The sequence below is a fragment of the Flintibacter faecis genome (assembly GCF_014287875.1).
Taxonomy (GTDB): Bacteria; Bacillota; Clostridia; order Oscillospirales; family Oscillospiraceae; genus Lawsonibacter; species Lawsonibacter faecis_A.
Genome location: NZ_JACOPN010000003.1, coordinates 338,571 through 354,971, shown reverse-complemented (window position 1 = coordinate 354,971; position 16,401 = coordinate 338,571). Strand labels below are relative to the sequence as shown.

At 51.4% G+C, this 16,401-nt stretch carries 16 protein-coding genes; 14 read left to right on the top strand and 2 right to left on the bottom strand.

The window, feature by feature from the left end:
• Window positions 1-8: 8 nt before the first annotated feature.
• From H8S55_RS06550 to H8S55_RS06490, 13 genes are all read left to right on the top strand, one after another.
• Window positions 9-995: a hypothetical protein gene (locus H8S55_RS06550; RefSeq protein ID WP_119347380.1), complete on the top strand. Its 987-nt coding sequence runs from the start codon at window positions 9-11 to the stop codon at window positions 993-995.
• Between the two features lie 6 nt (window positions 996-1,001).
• The gene (locus H8S55_RS06545; RefSeq protein ID WP_186878286.1) at window positions 1,002-1,448 is read left to right on the top strand and encodes a hypothetical protein; all 447 of its coding nucleotides are present in this window, start codon (window positions 1,002-1,004) and stop codon (window positions 1,446-1,448) included.
• A gap of 28 nt (window positions 1,449-1,476) precedes the next feature.
• A complete protein-coding gene (locus H8S55_RS06540) occupies window positions 1,477-2,616 on the top strand; it encodes a hypothetical protein (protein ID WP_186878285.1) in 1,140 nt (379 codons plus the stop codon).
• On the top strand, window positions 2,613-3,398 hold the full coding sequence (locus H8S55_RS06535) for a class D sortase (protein WP_186878284.1): 786 nt from the start codon (window positions 2,613-2,615) through the stop codon (window positions 3,396-3,398). Before H8S55_RS06540 ends, H8S55_RS06535 begins: the two co-directional genes overlap by 4 nt.
• Window positions 3,399-3,416: 18 nt before the next feature.
• Complete coding sequence (locus H8S55_RS06530) at window positions 3,417-3,602, top strand: hypothetical protein (RefSeq protein WP_108979809.1); 186 nt, start codon at window positions 3,417-3,419, stop codon at window positions 3,600-3,602.
• A 62-nt stretch (window positions 3,603-3,664) separates the two neighbouring features.
• Window positions 3,665-4,510 (top strand): stalk domain-containing protein, encoded by an 846-nt coding sequence (locus H8S55_RS06525; protein WP_186878283.1) that lies wholly within the window; start codon window positions 3,665-3,667, stop codon window positions 4,508-4,510.
• A gap of 121 nt (window positions 4,511-4,631) precedes the next feature.
• Window positions 4,632-9,815 carry a SpaA isopeptide-forming pilin-related protein gene (locus H8S55_RS06520; RefSeq protein WP_186878282.1) on the top strand — a complete coding sequence of 1,728 codons (5,184 nt, stop codon included), beginning with the start codon at window positions 4,632-4,634 and terminating at the stop codon, window positions 9,813-9,815.
• Between the two features lie 88 nt (window positions 9,816-9,903).
• A complete protein-coding gene (locus H8S55_RS06515; RefSeq protein ID WP_108979806.1) occupies window positions 9,904-10,269 on the top strand; it encodes a hypothetical protein in 366 nt (121 codons plus the stop codon).
• A gap of 63 nt (window positions 10,270-10,332) precedes the next feature.
• Window positions 10,333-10,566, top strand: a complete 234-nt coding sequence (locus H8S55_RS06510) for a hypothetical protein (protein WP_186878281.1) — start codon at window positions 10,333-10,335, stop codon at window positions 10,564-10,566.
• On the top strand, window positions 10,538-10,786 hold the full coding sequence (locus H8S55_RS06505; RefSeq protein WP_147561742.1) for a hypothetical protein: 249 nt from the start codon (window positions 10,538-10,540) through the stop codon (window positions 10,784-10,786). The genes H8S55_RS06510 and H8S55_RS06505 overlap by 29 nt, the downstream gene beginning before the upstream one ends.
• Window positions 10,787-10,894: 108 nt before the next feature.
• Window positions 10,895-11,503, top strand: a complete 609-nt coding sequence (locus H8S55_RS06500; protein ID WP_186878280.1) for a hypothetical protein — start codon at window positions 10,895-10,897, stop codon at window positions 11,501-11,503.
• A 108-nt stretch (window positions 11,504-11,611) separates the two neighbouring features.
• Window positions 11,612-13,006, top strand: a complete 1,395-nt coding sequence (locus H8S55_RS06495; protein ID WP_186878279.1) for an NYN domain-containing protein — start codon at window positions 11,612-11,614, stop codon at window positions 13,004-13,006.
• Between the two features lie 129 nt (window positions 13,007-13,135).
• Entirely contained in the window at window positions 13,136-13,777 is a 642-nt protein-coding gene (locus tag H8S55_RS06490; RefSeq protein WP_186878278.1) for a hypothetical protein, read from the top strand.
• A gap of 384 nt (window positions 13,778-14,161) precedes the next feature.
• Here H8S55_RS06490 and H8S55_RS14485 read toward each other — a convergent pair whose 3' ends face one another.
• Window positions 14,162-14,524 carry a helix-turn-helix domain-containing protein gene (locus H8S55_RS14485; RefSeq protein WP_349148286.1) on the bottom strand — a complete coding sequence of 121 codons (363 nt, stop codon included), beginning with the start codon at window positions 14,522-14,524 and terminating at the stop codon, window positions 14,162-14,164.
• Window positions 14,525-14,631: 107 nt separating this feature from the next.
• Between H8S55_RS14485 and H8S55_RS06480 the strand changes: the two genes are divergently transcribed.
• Window positions 14,632-15,045, top strand: coding sequence for a hypothetical protein (locus H8S55_RS06480; RefSeq protein ID WP_186878277.1), 414 nt, complete (start codon window positions 14,632-14,634; stop codon window positions 15,043-15,045).
• Between the two features lie 457 nt (window positions 15,046-15,502).
• On the opposite strand, the gene H8S55_RS06470 is transcribed toward H8S55_RS06480, so the two are convergent.
• Window positions 15,503-16,396, bottom strand: coding sequence for a recombinase family protein (locus H8S55_RS06470; protein ID WP_186878275.1), 894 nt, complete (start codon window positions 16,394-16,396; stop codon window positions 15,503-15,505).
• Window positions 16,397-16,401 lie beyond the last annotated feature (5 nt).

Below are 16,401 nucleotides of genomic sequence, written 5' to 3'. Positions count from 1 at the left end.
GAAGAAAAATGCCTAAGAAGAAAGTTACTGAAGCCGTTGAAGAGACCGCTCAGGAAACCATCCCTGTTGAAAAGGCCCCTGCACAGATGCCACGCCGTCAGGGTAGTGAGGATCTTCTTGAACTGAATGATCTGGAACGTGGCGTCACACGCGAGGATAGTGAAGAAGCGAAATGGGGCTATCTTGCTGGCGCAGTGCGAAGACAGCAGATCCTGACTGGAATCGTAAGCGCAGGGATGACCTATACCGAAAATGGCATGCCAATCGTTCCCATTGATTTCGAGGGACTCTGTGTCAAAATCCCCGTTCGCGAGATGACTCTGATCGAATGGCCAGAAGATGAACCGATCCCTCGAAGTGTCCGAGTCCAAATTGGGCGGATGCTTGGCGCTACGATCGACTTTATCCCAGCTGGTGTCGATTTCAAAGAGCGCGTTGCAATCGGGTCCCGTAAAGCTGCCATGTTGCAACGGCAAAAGCGCTACTACGCTTCAGGGCGTGTGAAGCCCGGCATCCTTATGGCATGCCGAGTCCTTACCGTTGGGAATAACACGATGATGGTAGAAGCGTGCGGCGTTGATACGGAAATTTACGCACGCAACGTGTCCTGGGAATGGTTTTCTGATATTGCGGATCTCCACTCCACAGGCGATCTGGTTGTCGCAAGAGTTCTCGATGTGACATACAACGAGCAGCGTGACACTTACGCAGTCAACCTCTCAATCAAGGACGCCTCTGAAAACCCGGATCGGGCAGCCTTGGAGAAGATCGTCCCCAACTCCAACTACTTCGGCGTTGTTACCGGTGTGAAAGACCGCGTTTTCTTCGTCCGTCTTCAAGCGGGTGTCAATGCCAAAACGAAGCTGTATCGCTCCATCGACATGCCCAGCAGATTGGATACGGTCAGTTTCCGCGTCACAAGGGTCGATGAAGAAAACGGTATTGCGCTTGGATTTATCACCAGAATCATTAAGCGCCATACCAGATTGAGGTAACCCAACATGAACTATTCTCCCAGCAGCCGCGATGCGATCGATGAACACTGCAGGGAGGTCATTCGGTCATGCCTCAATATCGTGGAGCAGTATGGTGACACATACGTTGCCATCCACAAGGACGATGATATCGAATGCATCGTCCTTGTCTCCATGATCCGAAGCTATCCCATCCTATCCATCATAGTTGCAGACAAACTTCTGCTCGCGGATATCAATGAGAAACAGATGCACAGCATCGCGAATGAGCTGAATCTGGTGTCGGTCACAGGTTGGCATTCCGTCTTCCTGGCGGATGACAGCATGATCTATATGTACCGGCAATGCCTTTGGCTATCGATGAGCTTGACCTATGAAGACCTCCTTACCATGCTGAAAGAATGCATCAGCGAGTACAAGCGCGGCAAAGGCCGCCTTACTACAGGTGAGTATCCGACCGACCCGGTCGCGTAACGCCTCAAATTATGAAAGGGTTAAAACCATGAAAAAGCGAATCACATCATTGATGCTCATTCTTGTCGTCGCAGTATCCATGACGATGGGAGCGAGCGCGACATCGTACATTCCGGACGATGTCACCTACCAGAATCTGAACGGCCAGCAGCTTGCCATCAAGACCTATACGCTTCTTCCGGATCAGGATCCCTCCGACCTGTATGAAGACGACTTCGAGTATGACGGATTCCTGTATTCTATGAGCGATATTGTCAAAGAAGAGCAGCGCTACCAGGAAGAGAACGCACATACCGAGGTTGTCACTGTCACAACCGCAAGTAAGAACCTCGAAGATATCCTTGCTGAGCTGAAACCTACGATCGAGTACGATGACGGAGTCTCCTCCGGCACACTTTCGCTCGATCATAGCACTCTCAAAACGGAGGCAGCCGGCTATAAGCGCAGTTCCTATACTGTGACAGCGACAAAGAACTACACCGGCCTCGACCGAAATGATTCTTCCTACATCGATAAGACCGTAGAGAAGAATGGCAGAACTCTGAGCCTCTCCAATGTAACTTGGAGCGTTGAGAGTACTGCTCTGGTCGGCGATGAGCTCGTCCCGGCAACTTACTCTGCGGTAGCCACCTATTCGGGCTCTGCCAGTTCTACCGTCGCAACTGGCTATATTACGACCGCCGAATACAAAGGCACTGTCGTATCCTCTGGTATTTCCAGCATTCTCTATACCGTAACCTACCTGGGCACCAAGATTGAACCGACGAAAGCGGAACCCACCTTCAAAGGTGCGGTCTTGGTGATCTCCATTATCGGCGGAACCGCCCTTTTGGCCGCACTGTTGTTCCTCGTCCTCACGCTTCGTAAGAATACTACAGTCTACAAAGCGACGGGCAAAGGCAACGAGTATGAAAAGTGCGGCCGACTGCGTCTGAAGACCAAAGACCCCGAACTTCGTATCGATCGCCTGAAGGATATTCCGGAAGGTATGATCGCAGTCGAAGTGGATCAGGCAGTCGCAAAGAAGCTGTTCGGCCAGACCATCGCCATCCACTGCTATGACAACACAGTCGAGCATACTGTTGGCACGGTCAATGGCCAGTACTGGTTCAAGGTCGATATCGGCACTCAGGAAGGTGAACCCGATACTGAGGAGGAACCCGTATGAAACTCAAACGCATTTTGACCCTGTGCTGCATGTTGACTATGGCCCTCGGCATGGCGAGCTCTGCCAGTGCCGCAGACTACTCGTTCGAAACCTCGGCCAATCCCGTCTACTACGGCAGCACCAACTACGAGGATCTGTATGATGCCGGCTACAACTACGGTGCCCGCAACCAGATCGACTACGACATTCCAGAAATCCAGTACGGCCTAAGCCAGAAGTTCCTGGAGACCTCGCTCAATAACCCCTATCTGAGCAGCGGTATCCAGTATGGCCTGAGCGGTGGATCCGCAACGACTGTATATCCGGAGTCCGATTTCAGCAATTCCAGCATCATCTCTGGTGGCAGCCTAATCGAAGTTCCGTATCAGCCCTCTGTCACCATTACTGATCTGAAACAGAAAGATGGCAGCATCGGCAAAGTCTCGATTGACCGTGTCAGCCTGAGCTGCAAGGTGTATGAAGGCGCTACTGACAGCTCAATGTCCAAAGGAGCTGGTCACTATACCTCGTCTGGCATCTATACCGGCAACATTGGTCTGTTCGGCCACAATCGTGGCAGCCATGCCTATTTTGCTAAGCTGAAGAATGTGAAGATCGGTGACATCGTGGAGTACAAGACCGCGATCGGCACCAAGACCTACCAAGTGACTTTTGTCGGGTCCATCTCCTATACCGACTATTCGTATCTGAATGAGATGGGAGATAACCGAATTACCTTGATCACTTGTATCGCTAACCAGCCCTCTCTGCGTCTGTGCGTGCAGGCAGTAGAGATTCGATAAATGAACTGGAGGAACACTATGAAAACCAATAAGCCCCGCAATCGTGAGAGTCGTACCAAGCCCATCCCCACCGAGTCCAGCGTAGCCATTCGGCTGCGCCTGCCTCGCGAGTCCTATGACCAGATGAGAGATCTGGTTAAGAACAGGCGGGCAACCAAGGAAGACATCTTCCTGCGTGGCCTCCAGGCCTACTGCAATCAGTAATTCATCCCTACGCCTTTCCCCCGCAGAGAGTGGCTGGAATACACTTGATGAGGTGAAAGAAAATGAAGAGAATCGGATCCTTTATCGCCGGTCTTCTGGTCGGCACCATGCTCTTTGGCGGCTCCGTGGCCTATGCGGCCGGCGTCGTTGCTGAGCTGAGCAGCCATCGGTTCTTTGTCGATGGTCAGGAAGTGAAGATGACCGCATACGCTATCAACGGCAACAACTATGTGATGCTCCGCGATATCGGCAAGGCGGTTGGTTTCAATGTTCATTGGGACAGCACCAACGGCTGTGTCCAGATTGAGAGCGATAAGCCGTATACCGGCACAGCTCCCGCGAAGACGCAGAGCGTGGCAGTGGGAGCTAAGAAAGCTGACTACACACAGGCGGATGTCATGCCCGAGCCCAAGGCGGGCGACAAGATCCCCTGCAGCGACGGCTATGTGTATGAGATCACCGATGTGAGCAAGTACCAGAACAGTATGTTCGCTACGCAGGAAACTGACACCCTGCCGGACCCCACCTGTGACTGGAGCCTGCTGGATCAGCCGACTCTGCCCGAACCCGAGGCGAACCACTTCACTTCCGGTGGTAAGGAGTACATGTTCGTGCGCAACCTCTTTGAGACCCGTCGCATGCAGTACACCCTCTATAACGCCATCGGCGACAATCCGCAGACCTGGCAGAACGGAAAGCCCGTAACCAGAGCGGATGGCAGCCCTCTTGTGACCGTGAAGCTGTCTATTCCCGAAAGCGTGGCAGCCAACAGCTTCTGGCCCTGGCGTTCCGACCAGATCGTCGAACTTTTCAATTCCTGCCCTCCCGGCGAGTACGCCTTTGAGTCATGGGATGTCTATTGTGACGGAGCCTTCCAGTACACGGAATATTACATCTCCGTAAAATGAAAACTGAATATTGTTCCCTGCGGAGGCAGTGTGCTGAAATACGCACACTGCCTTTTTCCATACCGATCCAACCCAAGAATGCTTTATGCATTCACGATAATAAGCACGGAGGTCAATCAAAATGAAAAAACGAGTTGTTTCGATGCTTCTCGCAGTTGTCATGATGCTTGGTATGTTTCCAGGCACAGCTCTGGCAGCCGGTTCTGTCGAAGAGGCGCTTGGAGAAGTCAACATCTACAACGGCGAGCAGAAGCTCAGTTACCTGTCGATCAACGGCAGAGTGCGTGAGCTGATCTATACCTACTACAACTATGTGGATCGCAACGGTCAGACGAAAGAAATCCCTGCGTACTGCGTCAACCCCAATATCAAGGGTGTACCTCAGACTGTTGCTCCCGGTGAGAGCATCAAGTACCTCGCCAACGAAATCGGCAGTGATCCCAAAGTCATGGGCATCATTGCAAATGGCTATCCCCATCGCAGTCTGAGCGAACTCAAGCTGGAGAATAAGTATCAGGCATACTATGCGACCAAAATGGCGCTCTGGGCGTACTTGCTGCCCAACTGGGATATCAACAACATGAAGGTCAACCCCAATCTGACCGGAGTGGAGCTGGAGCGTGCCAATAAGATGCTGGCAGCCGTGAAGGATATCTACCGTCGCGGCACCGTATGGAGCACTGTCCTTTCTCCTAATGTCACGGTGGAAGCCGACCAGGAGACCGCCTATCCTGCAACCATCAATGGTCAGGAATATCTCCAGCAGATCTTCACGGTCACTTCTGAAACCTGGGTGTGCAACTACGCTGTAAATGTTGCCTTTAGCGATCCCTCTGCGGTTCCTGCCGGCACGAAGATCGTTGATATGGACAACAAGGAAATTGATGTCATCACCACCAAGGCCACCGGAAAGGGATATGCCGGACAGTTCAAGGTCCTGTATCCTGCCAGCGCAGTCGATGGACAGAGCGGCAGCGTCCAACTGAGCTTTCGTACCAATGTCTATAAGTACGCCATCTACTACGCTGTGTGCGCCGAGAAGGACAAGTATGGCAACCTGCAAAAATACATGTGCGATACCGATCCGACCACGCCTCTGGCTCTGACGGCATACAGCAACTACACCGACACCCCTGAAGAGGAACCCACCGAGACCAGCCTGAAAATCCTCAAGTACGAGGAAGGCACGACCATCCCCCTGAAGGGCGCGATGTTTGAAGTGGTTGATCCCGAAGGCGCATCGGTCGGAACCTTTGCCACCAACTCCAAGGGCCAAATCGTTATCCCTCTTACTCTGGCCGGCAACTACACCGTCTATGAGCGCGAAGCCCCTAATGGCTACCTGCTTAGCGAGGAACCCGCCCAGAATGTCAAAGTTGAGTACGGCAAGCAGGCTACGGTAACTTTTGAAAATGCTCCGTATGGCAACCTAATGGTGAAGAAGTACTCCGACTCCGGTATGCAGCTGCCCGGTGCCGTGATTCGAATCGAGCACATTGAGTCCGGTGCCGTATATACCGGAGAAACCAATTATGCCGGTGCTGCTGTTTTCACCGAGATTAAGCCTGGCGCTTACCGCATCCAGGAGATCGCAGCGCCTGCCGGCTATATCAAATCCGATGAAGTCTATACCGCAACCGTCATCTCCGGCGACACTGTGGAAATTCCTATCGTGAACGAGGAGAAACCCGGCCTGCGTGTGATCAAGTATGACTCTAAGACTCACGAGGCTCTGCCCAATATCTCCTTTGAAATTTCCAAAGATGCACAGTCTCTGGGCACCTTCCAGACTGATGAATTCGGCGAGATCCTGTTAACCGATCTGGATCCCGGCACCTACCTTGTAAAGGAAGTCGCTACCGACTCCTCTCACATCATCAATTCCACTCCCCAGCAGATTGAGCTGGAAGGCTCCGATGGCATTCTGGAGTTAATCTTCTTCAATGATCAGAAGCCGGGTATCCATCTTGTAAAGCTGGACAGCACCACCTTGGAGCCTCTGCCCAACGCGCGGTTCCGTATTGAGCTTGTCGGCGGTACCTTCTCCAAGGAGTACACCACCGACGCAAATGGCGAGATCGACCTGACCGATCTGGAGCCTGGTGCCTACAAGGTGACGGAGCTGGCCGCGCCGGATGGCTACCTGATTGATGACGCCACTCGTGTCATCCAGATTAACGGTAACGAAAATGCCCAGTTCGTGTTCACCAACACCCAGAAGCCCAGCTTCCGTCTGGTGAAGCTGGATAGCTACAGCGGCCTCGGCCTCGCTGGTGCGACCTTCAGAATTGCGCGGATTGAGGACGGCTCGCATTACCTGGATCGCGTAACTGACACCAAGGGCGAAATCAACATCTCCGATCTGGAACCCGGCATTTACTCCGTGGTGGAGATGGATGCTCCGGAAGGATATGTGAAGGACTCCCGTGAGTATCATGTGGAGCTGTTCCCCGGTCAGAACAGCGAACTGGTCGTTTCCAATGATCGGATGCCCAATTTGGAGATCCTAAAAACTGATGCCATTACTGGAAAGCCTGTCGCCGGTGTGACCTTTACCGTCAAGCGTGTGGATTCTTCCACACTGACCACCGTGACCTCTGACGAGAATGGCCGCTGCTATCTGGAAAAGCTGATGCCCGGTGTCTATGAGATCTGGGAGCAGTCAGTACCCGATGGCTATCTGCTCAACGAAGCACATCAGATGATCACGCTGTTTCCCAACAGGACTGGCACCGTCCAGTTCCAGAACTATCCCAAGCCCACCCTGACAGTCAATAAGATCGACAGCATTACCGGCGATCCCATTAAGGGTGCGAAGTTCAATGTTACTTTCCGTTCCGATAAGACCTCTACCGGTGAGATTCGTGATCTTGGTACCTACTACTCGGATGAGAACGGTCAGTTCTTCATCGATAAGCTGGATGACGGCTGGTACACCATCACCGAGCTGGAGCCTGCTGCGGGCTATTCCATCAAAGATCCCACTTCCCAGCAGGTCTATGTGGAAGCGGGGCGCGGCAAGGTCGTCACTTTTGAGAACACCCCCCTGAGCGCCATCATCGTCAAGAAGGTAGACTCCAGCACCGGTGATCCTCTTCAGGGTGCATGGTTCCGCGTGCGGTTCCTTGGCGGCACCTCCGGTACTGGAGGCACAGTCATCGCTGAGCGTCAGACTTCTTCCAACGGCACTTTCATCCTCACAGGTCTGAAGGCTGGCACCTATGTCATTGAGGAGATCTCCGCACCAGACGGCTATGTGCTGAGCGAAAACGATATTCAGACGGTATATTTGAGTGGCAACGAACAGGATGTCATCACCGTCACCTTCGGGAATGAGGCCAAGGGTAGTGTCCTGATTAAAAAGATTGATGCAATTACCCGCGAGCCTCTGTCCGATGTGGAATTCATGGTCACAGAGTCCAACGGCACCGTCGTGGGCAACAGAAACGGTAAGTATGTAACCGATAGCGTCGGCACCATTCTGATCGATGGCCTTGATCCCAACACTACACTGGTCATCAAGGAAGTGCGTGCAAAATCCGGCTATGTCCTGGACGACACGCCACAGACCGTCAAAGTGCGCTCCCACGAGGTCGTGACGGTGGAGTTCCGCAATCAGCCTCTCGGCGGCCTGCGCATTGTGAAACTGGACAGTGTTACTCGCAAGCCTCTGGCAGGCGTTGAGTTCCGTGTGGCTTACGCCGATGGCAGCTATGTGCCTGATGAAGGTGGCAAGCTGTCTTCCAACGGGATCTATCGGACGGACGAAAACGGTGAGATCTTGATCAGCGGCATCGTTGGCACGCTGGTCGTCACAGAGACGAAGACCATCTCCGGCTATGTGATCGATGAAGAGACCAGATCCCAGACCGTCGTAATCGATCCCGATGATCTTCAGACACTGACCTTCTATAACAGACCTGCCGGCGGCCTCCAGATTATCAAATCCGATGAAGACACCGGCGCACGCATCAAGGGTGTCAAATTCGAGGTTCGGAAGATCAACGGCGAGATCCTTGGCACCTACACGACTGACCGCAACGGCGTCATCAGCATTCCCAACGCGGAAAATGGATGGTACACCATCACGGAGCTGAAGGCAGCTGATGGCTATGCGCTGGATGCCACACCGGCAAATGCCTGCGTCAAGGATGGAGAGACCACCACGGTGGAGATCACCAACCAGCGCATGGCCTCTATCATGATTCACAAGATCGATGCAGCGACTGGTGCAGGCATTTATGGTGTCAAGTTCGTACTCTATGATTCTGGGAAGAACCCGATCGGCGAATACACGACGGATCAGGACGGCTACATCTACATTGATGATGAGCTGGTACCCGGAAAGTACTACCTGCGTGAACTGGAGGCGGCGGATGGCTATATTCGCGATGAGCAGTATAAGACCGTCTATGTCGAACGCGGTAAATGCGCACAGATCGAGTGGGAGAATAGTGCTGTGACGGGTCAGATCCAGATCCGGAAGTATAGCTCGGAAGACAACACCGTCACAGGTCAGCTTGCTGGCACCCCGTTGGAAGGCGCTGTGTTTGAGATCACGCAGGCCCGCTCTGGCAAGGTTGTTGGCTATATCGTGACAGACGCGCGTGGCGTTGCCGCTTCTGGCCCCCTGCCTCTTGGCCGCTACTTCGTGACGGAGGTGTCCGCACCGAAGTATTATCAGCTGAGTGGCGAGAAGATGGAAGCTGAGATCGAGTATCCCAGTCAGATCATCAAACTCTCCGCCTACAATAAGCCCGCGGCCCTAGGCGTGACCATCAAGAAGAGCGGCAACTATGAAGTGCAGTCCGGTCAGGCCATGAGCTATGACTTCTCCGGTATTGCCAATACCTCCAATGTCGCGCTCAACCACTTCTTCTGGCATGATCGCATTCCTACGGATGCGACGCGTGCGCTCAGCATCAGCACGGGTACCTACAATGCGCGCCTGTACTATAAGGTCACCTTTAAGACCAATCTCAATGACTACCGGACTTTGGCCAGTAACCTGCTGACCTCCAACAACTATTCCCTGAGCCTGAATGCCGCTACGCTGCGGCTCGTGCAGGGCGAGTATGTTACCGATGTCCGCTTCGAGTTTGGCACGGTGCCCAGCGGCTTCTCTTCTGTTGTGAAGCCTACCATGCGTGTGCAGGTGCTTGGTACCGTGAGCAATGGCTACCAAATCATCAATCGTGCCGATGTTGGTGGCCAGTATCTCAATGAGTGGCAGACGGCAAAGACCACCTGGGTCACTACCGTCCGTCGCTTCAATACCACGCCGCTGCCGAAGACCGGATATTGATCTCGAGAGAGGTCGTTTCCTATAACCCCCGCCAGCCCCGGAGCTCACGCTTCGGGGCTGATCTTTTGAACATGAGGAGAGTATTATCATGAGCAAGTTTTTACCTATTGGTACCAAAGGTGAGCTGCTGAACAGCGACATGATCGCCCGCATCATTCCCAAGGAAGATGGCGGATGCATCATCCTCACCAAAGATGGTCAGCACTTCCACAGTGAGATCGACCTTCACGACGAAGTCAATGACTACAACTCCATTCGTTCCATCATCCCTTGCCAGGGCGTCAGCGCTGTCTATCTGGATGATGATGGCGACAGCGAAATCTGCCCCTGCGCTTTTGTAATGCTGATGTCTGACGGCAAAATTGAGCCTTTCGTCTTTGCAACAGACAAAGACATCGAGCGAATCGCCAATAAAGGCCATACCGGTTTTACCGGATTCGTTCCAACCAAGTAAATAACGAAGGCCGCTGCTCTGGCAGCGGCCTTCTATTCCAAAACAAGTGGAGGAATGTCAAACATGGGTAGATTTATCAACCTCGGTATCGCGATTGTTAACACCAGCTACATTATCCGTGTGGAGATGGAATCCAATGGCAGAGCGGAAATCTATATGTCCGATGGTACGATGTTTCGCTGCGATCACATCGATGCCTCCCAACTATATGGCACAAATGAAAAGAAAGAGGGTGCGACCTCGTTGCATCTGCAAGAGGAACTCCGATATGACCAATCACACTCCATGTCTACTTGATGAAGCAGCAACCTTCATGAAAGTACAATACCTCTCTTACCTGCGGTTCCTGTCCACTGACGGTCGATCCCGTTTAGCCGCATTTCTTGAGACTTTTGATGCCGCAGAATACACACTTTTTCAGTGGAATGATGCCATTGAATACTTGAAAGCTGGGGTGAAACAGCAGACCGCGCAGGTGGCTCGTGCACAACTCCTACGCGCCCTTAGAACCACCTGATGTCTCTATATCAATACTACATAGGAGGACATGTTCAACCAAACACCCAGAACTGGCATTACCATCATGTGCGCTCTCTATTTCTATTCGGACGAAGGAGGATCAAATATGCCCTGGATTATCAGCAATGGAAAAAGCTATGTGGAGATTATCGGCAACAATCAGATGATCACCACTGCCTATATCGATCGCGCGCATACATTCAACAATAAGAAGACGGCAGAGAAATACTGCTCTTTGCTGCCAAAGGCGATGAAAAACCTGAAGTATAAGGTCATCTTCATCTCAAACCCCAATCCCGAAAATCCTGATCTGCAACTGGAGCTACTGACGCCTGAATTCTACCTGACACGGCTGAAGAATTTCAGCGATTTCATTCACACCATCCAATGCCAGAGAGAAACACTGGTGACCGGCCAGCGGAAGGCGGAGCTGGAGATTGAAGACATCGAGCACGCAGCGGAGTTCTATAACCTGGATGCCTCACATGGATACCAGCTCTATAAACTTCTGCACGATGCCCGTGTGCGCCGGCGCAAGTGCAAGAATGCAATCGCGTGGATCGATTTCATCTTAGAGCAGCGCCCTGAGCGGTTTGTGGAGAACGATCCATCAGCTCGCATTGTGGGCACTCGCTCTCGCGATTATGCGCCACGAGCCCTGCCCGAGCTCTTTGAGTGGGAGAACGAAGGACAGACCAATATCTCGGTCAGTTAATTATCGGCACCAATGGACAGAAGCCCTTGAATATGGTATTCTAAATGCAAGAAACATCAGCTTTTGCAGTATTTAGCGGTACCGTGACCCGTGGAATAGGGGGCTTTTATGAATAACCAGGCATGCGATGATGCAGCGACTCGGAACCCGAGAAAAGCATATACCGACTATGAGAGCAGTACTTATACTGTTGTTTCAAAGGTGGCTTATTTAGTCGGAGTCCAAAAGCGCATTTTTGAAAACGAATATGAACCACCAAAGATGGAATGGTATGAGAAATTACACGCAGACAAGAATGCCCGCATCGTGCGCAACCTCTGCATGATTCGAACGGCTTTGGAACTCAATTATAAAGCCATCAATAACCGTATGCGTTTCGATATGTGCAATCTCCACTCGCTTCCAGAGTATGTTCCGCAGGATAGTCTGAACGAACTCATGCAGGATGGTATTACGATTGTTAGATCCAGAGCTTTGCCTGCCCAGTATATTGTAGATATCAATAAGCATATCAGCAACCGCATCAACAACTGCAAGTCGCTGTTTCCATTATGGCTGAAGTGGGAATATGTCCGGAAGCTCTTCCTCATGCCGGATGGCCTCAACGAGAAGGGCATCAAGGCAGCAGCGGCAGATTATTACGCCAACAAAAATAAGTACCCGTACCAAGTCTATATCAATTGGTCCTACATGGACTCTGGCAACATCCTCTACAATGACAAGAAGTTTGTTTCGCTTTTATATGAAGCCAATGCGGATTATTTCACAGACTTGAGCAAAGTGTCTGATGCCGGTAACCTCACAAAGGCTGGTATATACAAGTTCCTGGACAAGAGTGAGCGCGTCGTCGTTGTGGTGGATTGTGAAAACTCCGATCCCTACAAACTGTACGCAACCTTGAACAATCTTAATCAGGAAGCACTACTCAATAAGATTTGTAAAATCATCCTCTATGATGATATTCATACCACATCGGCGTGGAAGATTTTGGAGCGCTTCACCCAAATTCCAATTGAGCATGTCCTGATCGAACGCATCAAAGAAAACAAGTCACTTGTTGACATCCGTTTGACCACCGGGACCTGCCGTGAGTATTATCAGAACAATGTGGACTCGTTCATTCTTGTATCCAGCGACTCCGACTATTGGGGGCTGATTTCGGCAATGCCTGAGGTTCGGTTCTTCGTGATGGTAGAAAGCGAGAAATGCAGTCCGACCATCAAAAATGCGTTGATCAATGCTGGCATTTCTTATTGCTATATCGACGATTTTTGTACTGGTAACAGTAATGATATCAAGGTTGCGGCAGTACTTCGCGAGGTTCGCCAGAAACTCGACCAGGCATTTCACCTTAATGTTCGAGATATTCTGGATGAGGCCTGTAGAGCGACCAGAGCTGACATGACGACCGCAGAGAAGAACCAATTTTATGACAAGTACATTAAAACCATGCATGTTGATATCTCTCCCAACGGGGAAGCAACGATCGTGCTTGGAAAATAGTCCCGCATATTAGAACGAGAGGCTTTGACCTCTCGTTCTATTTTTGTTGCTATTAAACCAGCAGTTCAATGACAATTTCAAAAAACAAGGTTATCATGATATCAACGACAAGAACAAGGAGTGAGCGATATGAATCTCAAAGAAGCTTTCCGCTTTCAGAATAAGCTGCAGTCCATGATGGCCGATGCGCAGAGCATCCTCGGCAACAATGGCAACATTACCAAGGTACAGAACACTTATCTCCGCCACAAGGTCATGGCAGAGGTGGAGGATGAGGTCACTATGGAGGCCCCCTCCACCGAGTATAGCGAGAATATCACCGAGATGGCAGAATTCCTGCTGTTCCTCCTGGACGAGCGGGAAAAGCTGAGCGCCGCAATCCATCAGGCGAAGGCGTCCCTGCCTCTTGGCGCTGGCCTGGATGGCGAAGTGAGCCTCAATGGGAAGCGTCAGGAGATCTCCACTCTGCTCCGCCACATGGCCGGCCTGCGCAATGGCGAGGTTTTGATCTCTAACGGGGGAGTCGGCTATCGGTTCAACAACGAGGGAAATCAGGTCTCCTACCGCTGCGATGTCAAGCGTGTGACCACCATCAATTTCGATCGCAATAAGATCCGGAAAATGTGCGCTGATCTGAGCAAGAAGTCCGATGAGACCTCTGCCACTCTGGATGCTGCGTTAGTTAACACCCCGGTGGAGTATGAAGCTCCGTTCGATGTGAACGAGACTTTCGCGGAGGCTTTTGAAGCGCATATGTCAGCATTAAGCTGACCAAGCCCTTGCGACTTTGCTCCGACTATCACGGATGCGGCAGAAGAAGAGAACGTGGCGACCGGTTCAGTTGCAGACGAACTATAGTGCTGCAAATCAAAACAAGCCGCTCGGTTGATTCTGAGCTCCAAAAGAAGACATGATCCGTCTTGTTAACGGATGCTACGAACCGTCTTCCCATCCATCAGCGCCCAACGCTGTTTCACCATATCGTGAATACGCTAACGCCGAATCTCGACCTTGCCACCTCACATCTCCCTATTCTGTTGGATATAGATAGATTTCCTATCTTGATATTGCTGGCCTTTGAGCCGTTCATACGTTGAGGCATGCTACCCTCGCTCCTCAGGGAGCCAGCGAGCGCATGGCCTTGGCAAAAATGGTCTAAACGATCTTGGCTCTCTGCCGTATCCGTGATAGTCGGAGCAGTTCTCCCATAAATAGAGGCGAGCAGCAGGCTTCGGCCTGCTGCTCACAAATAAACAGATTCAGTTGTGATGTCCGAGATACCAGGATGTCTTCCATCGGTACTTCAAACAACGCGCCGAGAGCATACAGATTATCAACGGAAGGCAGGCTCTTTCCTTGCTGCCATTTGTAGATCGCCTGTGGCTCTTCGAAACCGAAGTATGCCTGCAGGTCGCGGACACTCATCCCGCGCTCGACGCGAAGACGGATGATGTTCTTTCCGGTCGCAATCGGATCAATGACCGGAAACTGCTTCATATTCATGGCAATCGCCTCCATCTAAAGAGTCTTCCTAAACGGGAGTACTTCAGAATACTGGAAGAACCTTCAAAAAGCAAGAGCAAACTCGATTTTGTAAAGAAACTGTCACATAAGGAGGCCCGATCGTGAGTCGAGAATACAATGAATCCTGCTGCTGGACGATCGAAAAGTTTTCATTTTTCCACAACTACTTCGCAATTATCGATACAGCAGATTACCTTGCAGACCAGCTTTTTATCAAGCATCAGGTCAGAGTAGGGTTCGGCCCTGAGTTCGTTTGCCCGAATGCTCCCTATCGCGTCATCATGTGCAAGTGCTGGAAGCGTGATGTCGATGCTTTCCTGGCAGCGATCCGTGAATTGCCCAACAAGATGCTCCTGTGCGGGCATCCTGACTACCTTACATTCTGCGAGGATCTTAAAAAGAAAGTTCAAACCGTTCGAGACAATGGAGGTGTTCTTACCAATGAAACAGATGATACCGCTCAAAAAGTAGAGCAAGAAAGCGCAAAAGGAGCAACATGCCAAGCAGCGCGGTAGCTGGTATGGTATTTCTCCTGTCACAAGAACTGTTCCAAATGGTAAAGCCTATGACCGAAATCGAGTTAAACGAGAAGATCGAGAATTTACTGACTGAGTCAGCTCCCGGGCAGTCATCCAGGCGAACTGGCTCTGCGTATCGAAGAGAAATGCGCATCCGCAAGAATGACGCGCTCATGCGCATTGTCACAAGAAAGTATGTGCCTCATGCCGGCTATATCGATTATGGCTTTGATGGTGACACGCTGCTCCATTCGGGAAAGTACATCAAGTATCCGAAGAACAGTAATTGCCAGCGGTGGATGAAACGAGAAACCAGCCGAAAGTCCCGGAACTGTAGGGATCTGCCCCGAAAGGGGAACCACTATCGGCGCCTTTTTGACTACTGGTGGACATTGTATTAACTAGAGAGAGGATTCCTGCAGCGCAATGTGCGGGAACCCTCTCGTTTCTTAGTCTATATCTCTTTCAGGCGCCTGTAGAATGTTGATCTCGAACTGATACCGGCACGATGCATGGCTTCTTCTTCCGTTACTTTATGGTTGCGGAAATCCTTGGCGATTTGGCGGAACAGATTTGGATCGACTGCAATCTTCTTCCGACCAACGTATTTTCCGCTGTTCTTTGCCTGTGCGACACCTTCTTGGTGACGCTGCTTATTCTGCTTCGCCTCCATAGATTCCTGAACCATGAGCAGGTTTAGCAGCAGACTGCATTCCTCTTCAGAGAGCTGCCGCGAGTCTGTTTCATCCCAGATATGAGCGCCACTCCTCAAAATCTGAAGGAGAATCTTTCTGAGCTGGTGGTTGGTCTTTGCGATGCTGTGGAATCCCTGAATCGTAACAAGGTCGGTTGGCTGGAGATCGGGCGGCAGGCTGTTGATCGATTCAAATGTGATAGTCCGAGCAGCTTCTGCCCGCTCAACGATCAGGTTATCGGTACCGCAGCGCATATCCGTCCGGAGCAGCCACTCAAAGCGATCATAGTAATCCAGACCAACTGCTTCAAGTAGTTCCCAGAGATCCTCTCGACTTTCGCTGGGTGTACGCTCAGAAATGAAGTACGGCGTCATATTAACGCGATAGTATCGCTCGAGCCGCATGGACATGTCGAGTCCGGGAATACCCTGGAAAATGGAGGACGGCAGGGTATCGATTACACTCCATTCAGGAGTAAAGACATACTGGAAGTTCTGATCATCAAAGCGCTCAAGATCAACTCGCCCTACAGCATACTTATTGCCGGTGCGATCCACCGCATAGATTATGCCACTGCTGCGGTAATAGGGCTTTCCCTGCAGGGGAAACGTATATTCGTTTAGACTTTGGTAATCATGCGTAACAGGCCTCATGAGCC

Excerpts from the sequence above, each read along its gene's own strand:
- H8S55_RS06550 (WP_119347380.1), top strand. The coding sequence starts at position 9 with ATGCCTAAGAAGAAAGTTACTGAAGCCGTTGAAGAGACCGCTCAGGAA.
- H8S55_RS06545 (WP_186878286.1), top strand. The coding sequence starts at position 1,002 with ATGAACTATTCTCCCAGCAGCCGCGATGCGATCGATGAACACTGCAGG.
- H8S55_RS06540 (WP_186878285.1), top strand. The coding sequence starts at position 1,477 with ATGAAAAAGCGAATCACATCATTGATGCTCATTCTTGTCGTCGCAGTA.
- H8S55_RS06535 (WP_186878284.1), top strand. The coding sequence starts at position 2,613 with ATGAAACTCAAACGCATTTTGACCCTGTGCTGCATGTTGACTATGGCC.
- H8S55_RS06530 (WP_108979809.1), top strand. The coding sequence starts at position 3,417 with ATGAAAACCAATAAGCCCCGCAATCGTGAGAGTCGTACCAAGCCCATC.
- H8S55_RS06525 (WP_186878283.1), top strand. The coding sequence starts at position 3,665 with ATGAAGAGAATCGGATCCTTTATCGCCGGTCTTCTGGTCGGCACCATG.
- H8S55_RS06520 (WP_186878282.1), top strand. The coding sequence starts at position 4,632 with ATGAAAAAACGAGTTGTTTCGATGCTTCTCGCAGTTGTCATGATGCTT.
- H8S55_RS06515 (WP_108979806.1), top strand. The coding sequence starts at position 9,904 with ATGAGCAAGTTTTTACCTATTGGTACCAAAGGTGAGCTGCTGAACAGC.
- H8S55_RS06510 (WP_186878281.1), top strand. The coding sequence starts at position 10,333 with ATGGGTAGATTTATCAACCTCGGTATCGCGATTGTTAACACCAGCTAC.
- H8S55_RS06505 (WP_147561742.1), top strand. The coding sequence starts at position 10,538 with ATGACCAATCACACTCCATGTCTACTTGATGAAGCAGCAACCTTCATG.
- H8S55_RS06500 (WP_186878280.1), top strand. The coding sequence starts at position 10,895 with ATGCCCTGGATTATCAGCAATGGAAAAAGCTATGTGGAGATTATCGGC.
- H8S55_RS06495 (WP_186878279.1), top strand. The coding sequence starts at position 11,612 with ATGAATAACCAGGCATGCGATGATGCAGCGACTCGGAACCCGAGAAAA.
- H8S55_RS06490 (WP_186878278.1), top strand. The coding sequence starts at position 13,136 with ATGAATCTCAAAGAAGCTTTCCGCTTTCAGAATAAGCTGCAGTCCATG.
- H8S55_RS14485 (WP_349148286.1), bottom strand. The coding sequence starts at position 14,524 with ATGGAGGCGATTGCCATGAATATGAAGCAGTTTCCGGTCATTGATCCG.
- H8S55_RS06470 (WP_186878275.1), bottom strand. The coding sequence starts at position 16,396 with ATGAGGCCTGTTACGCATGATTACCAAAGTCTAAACGAATATACGTTT.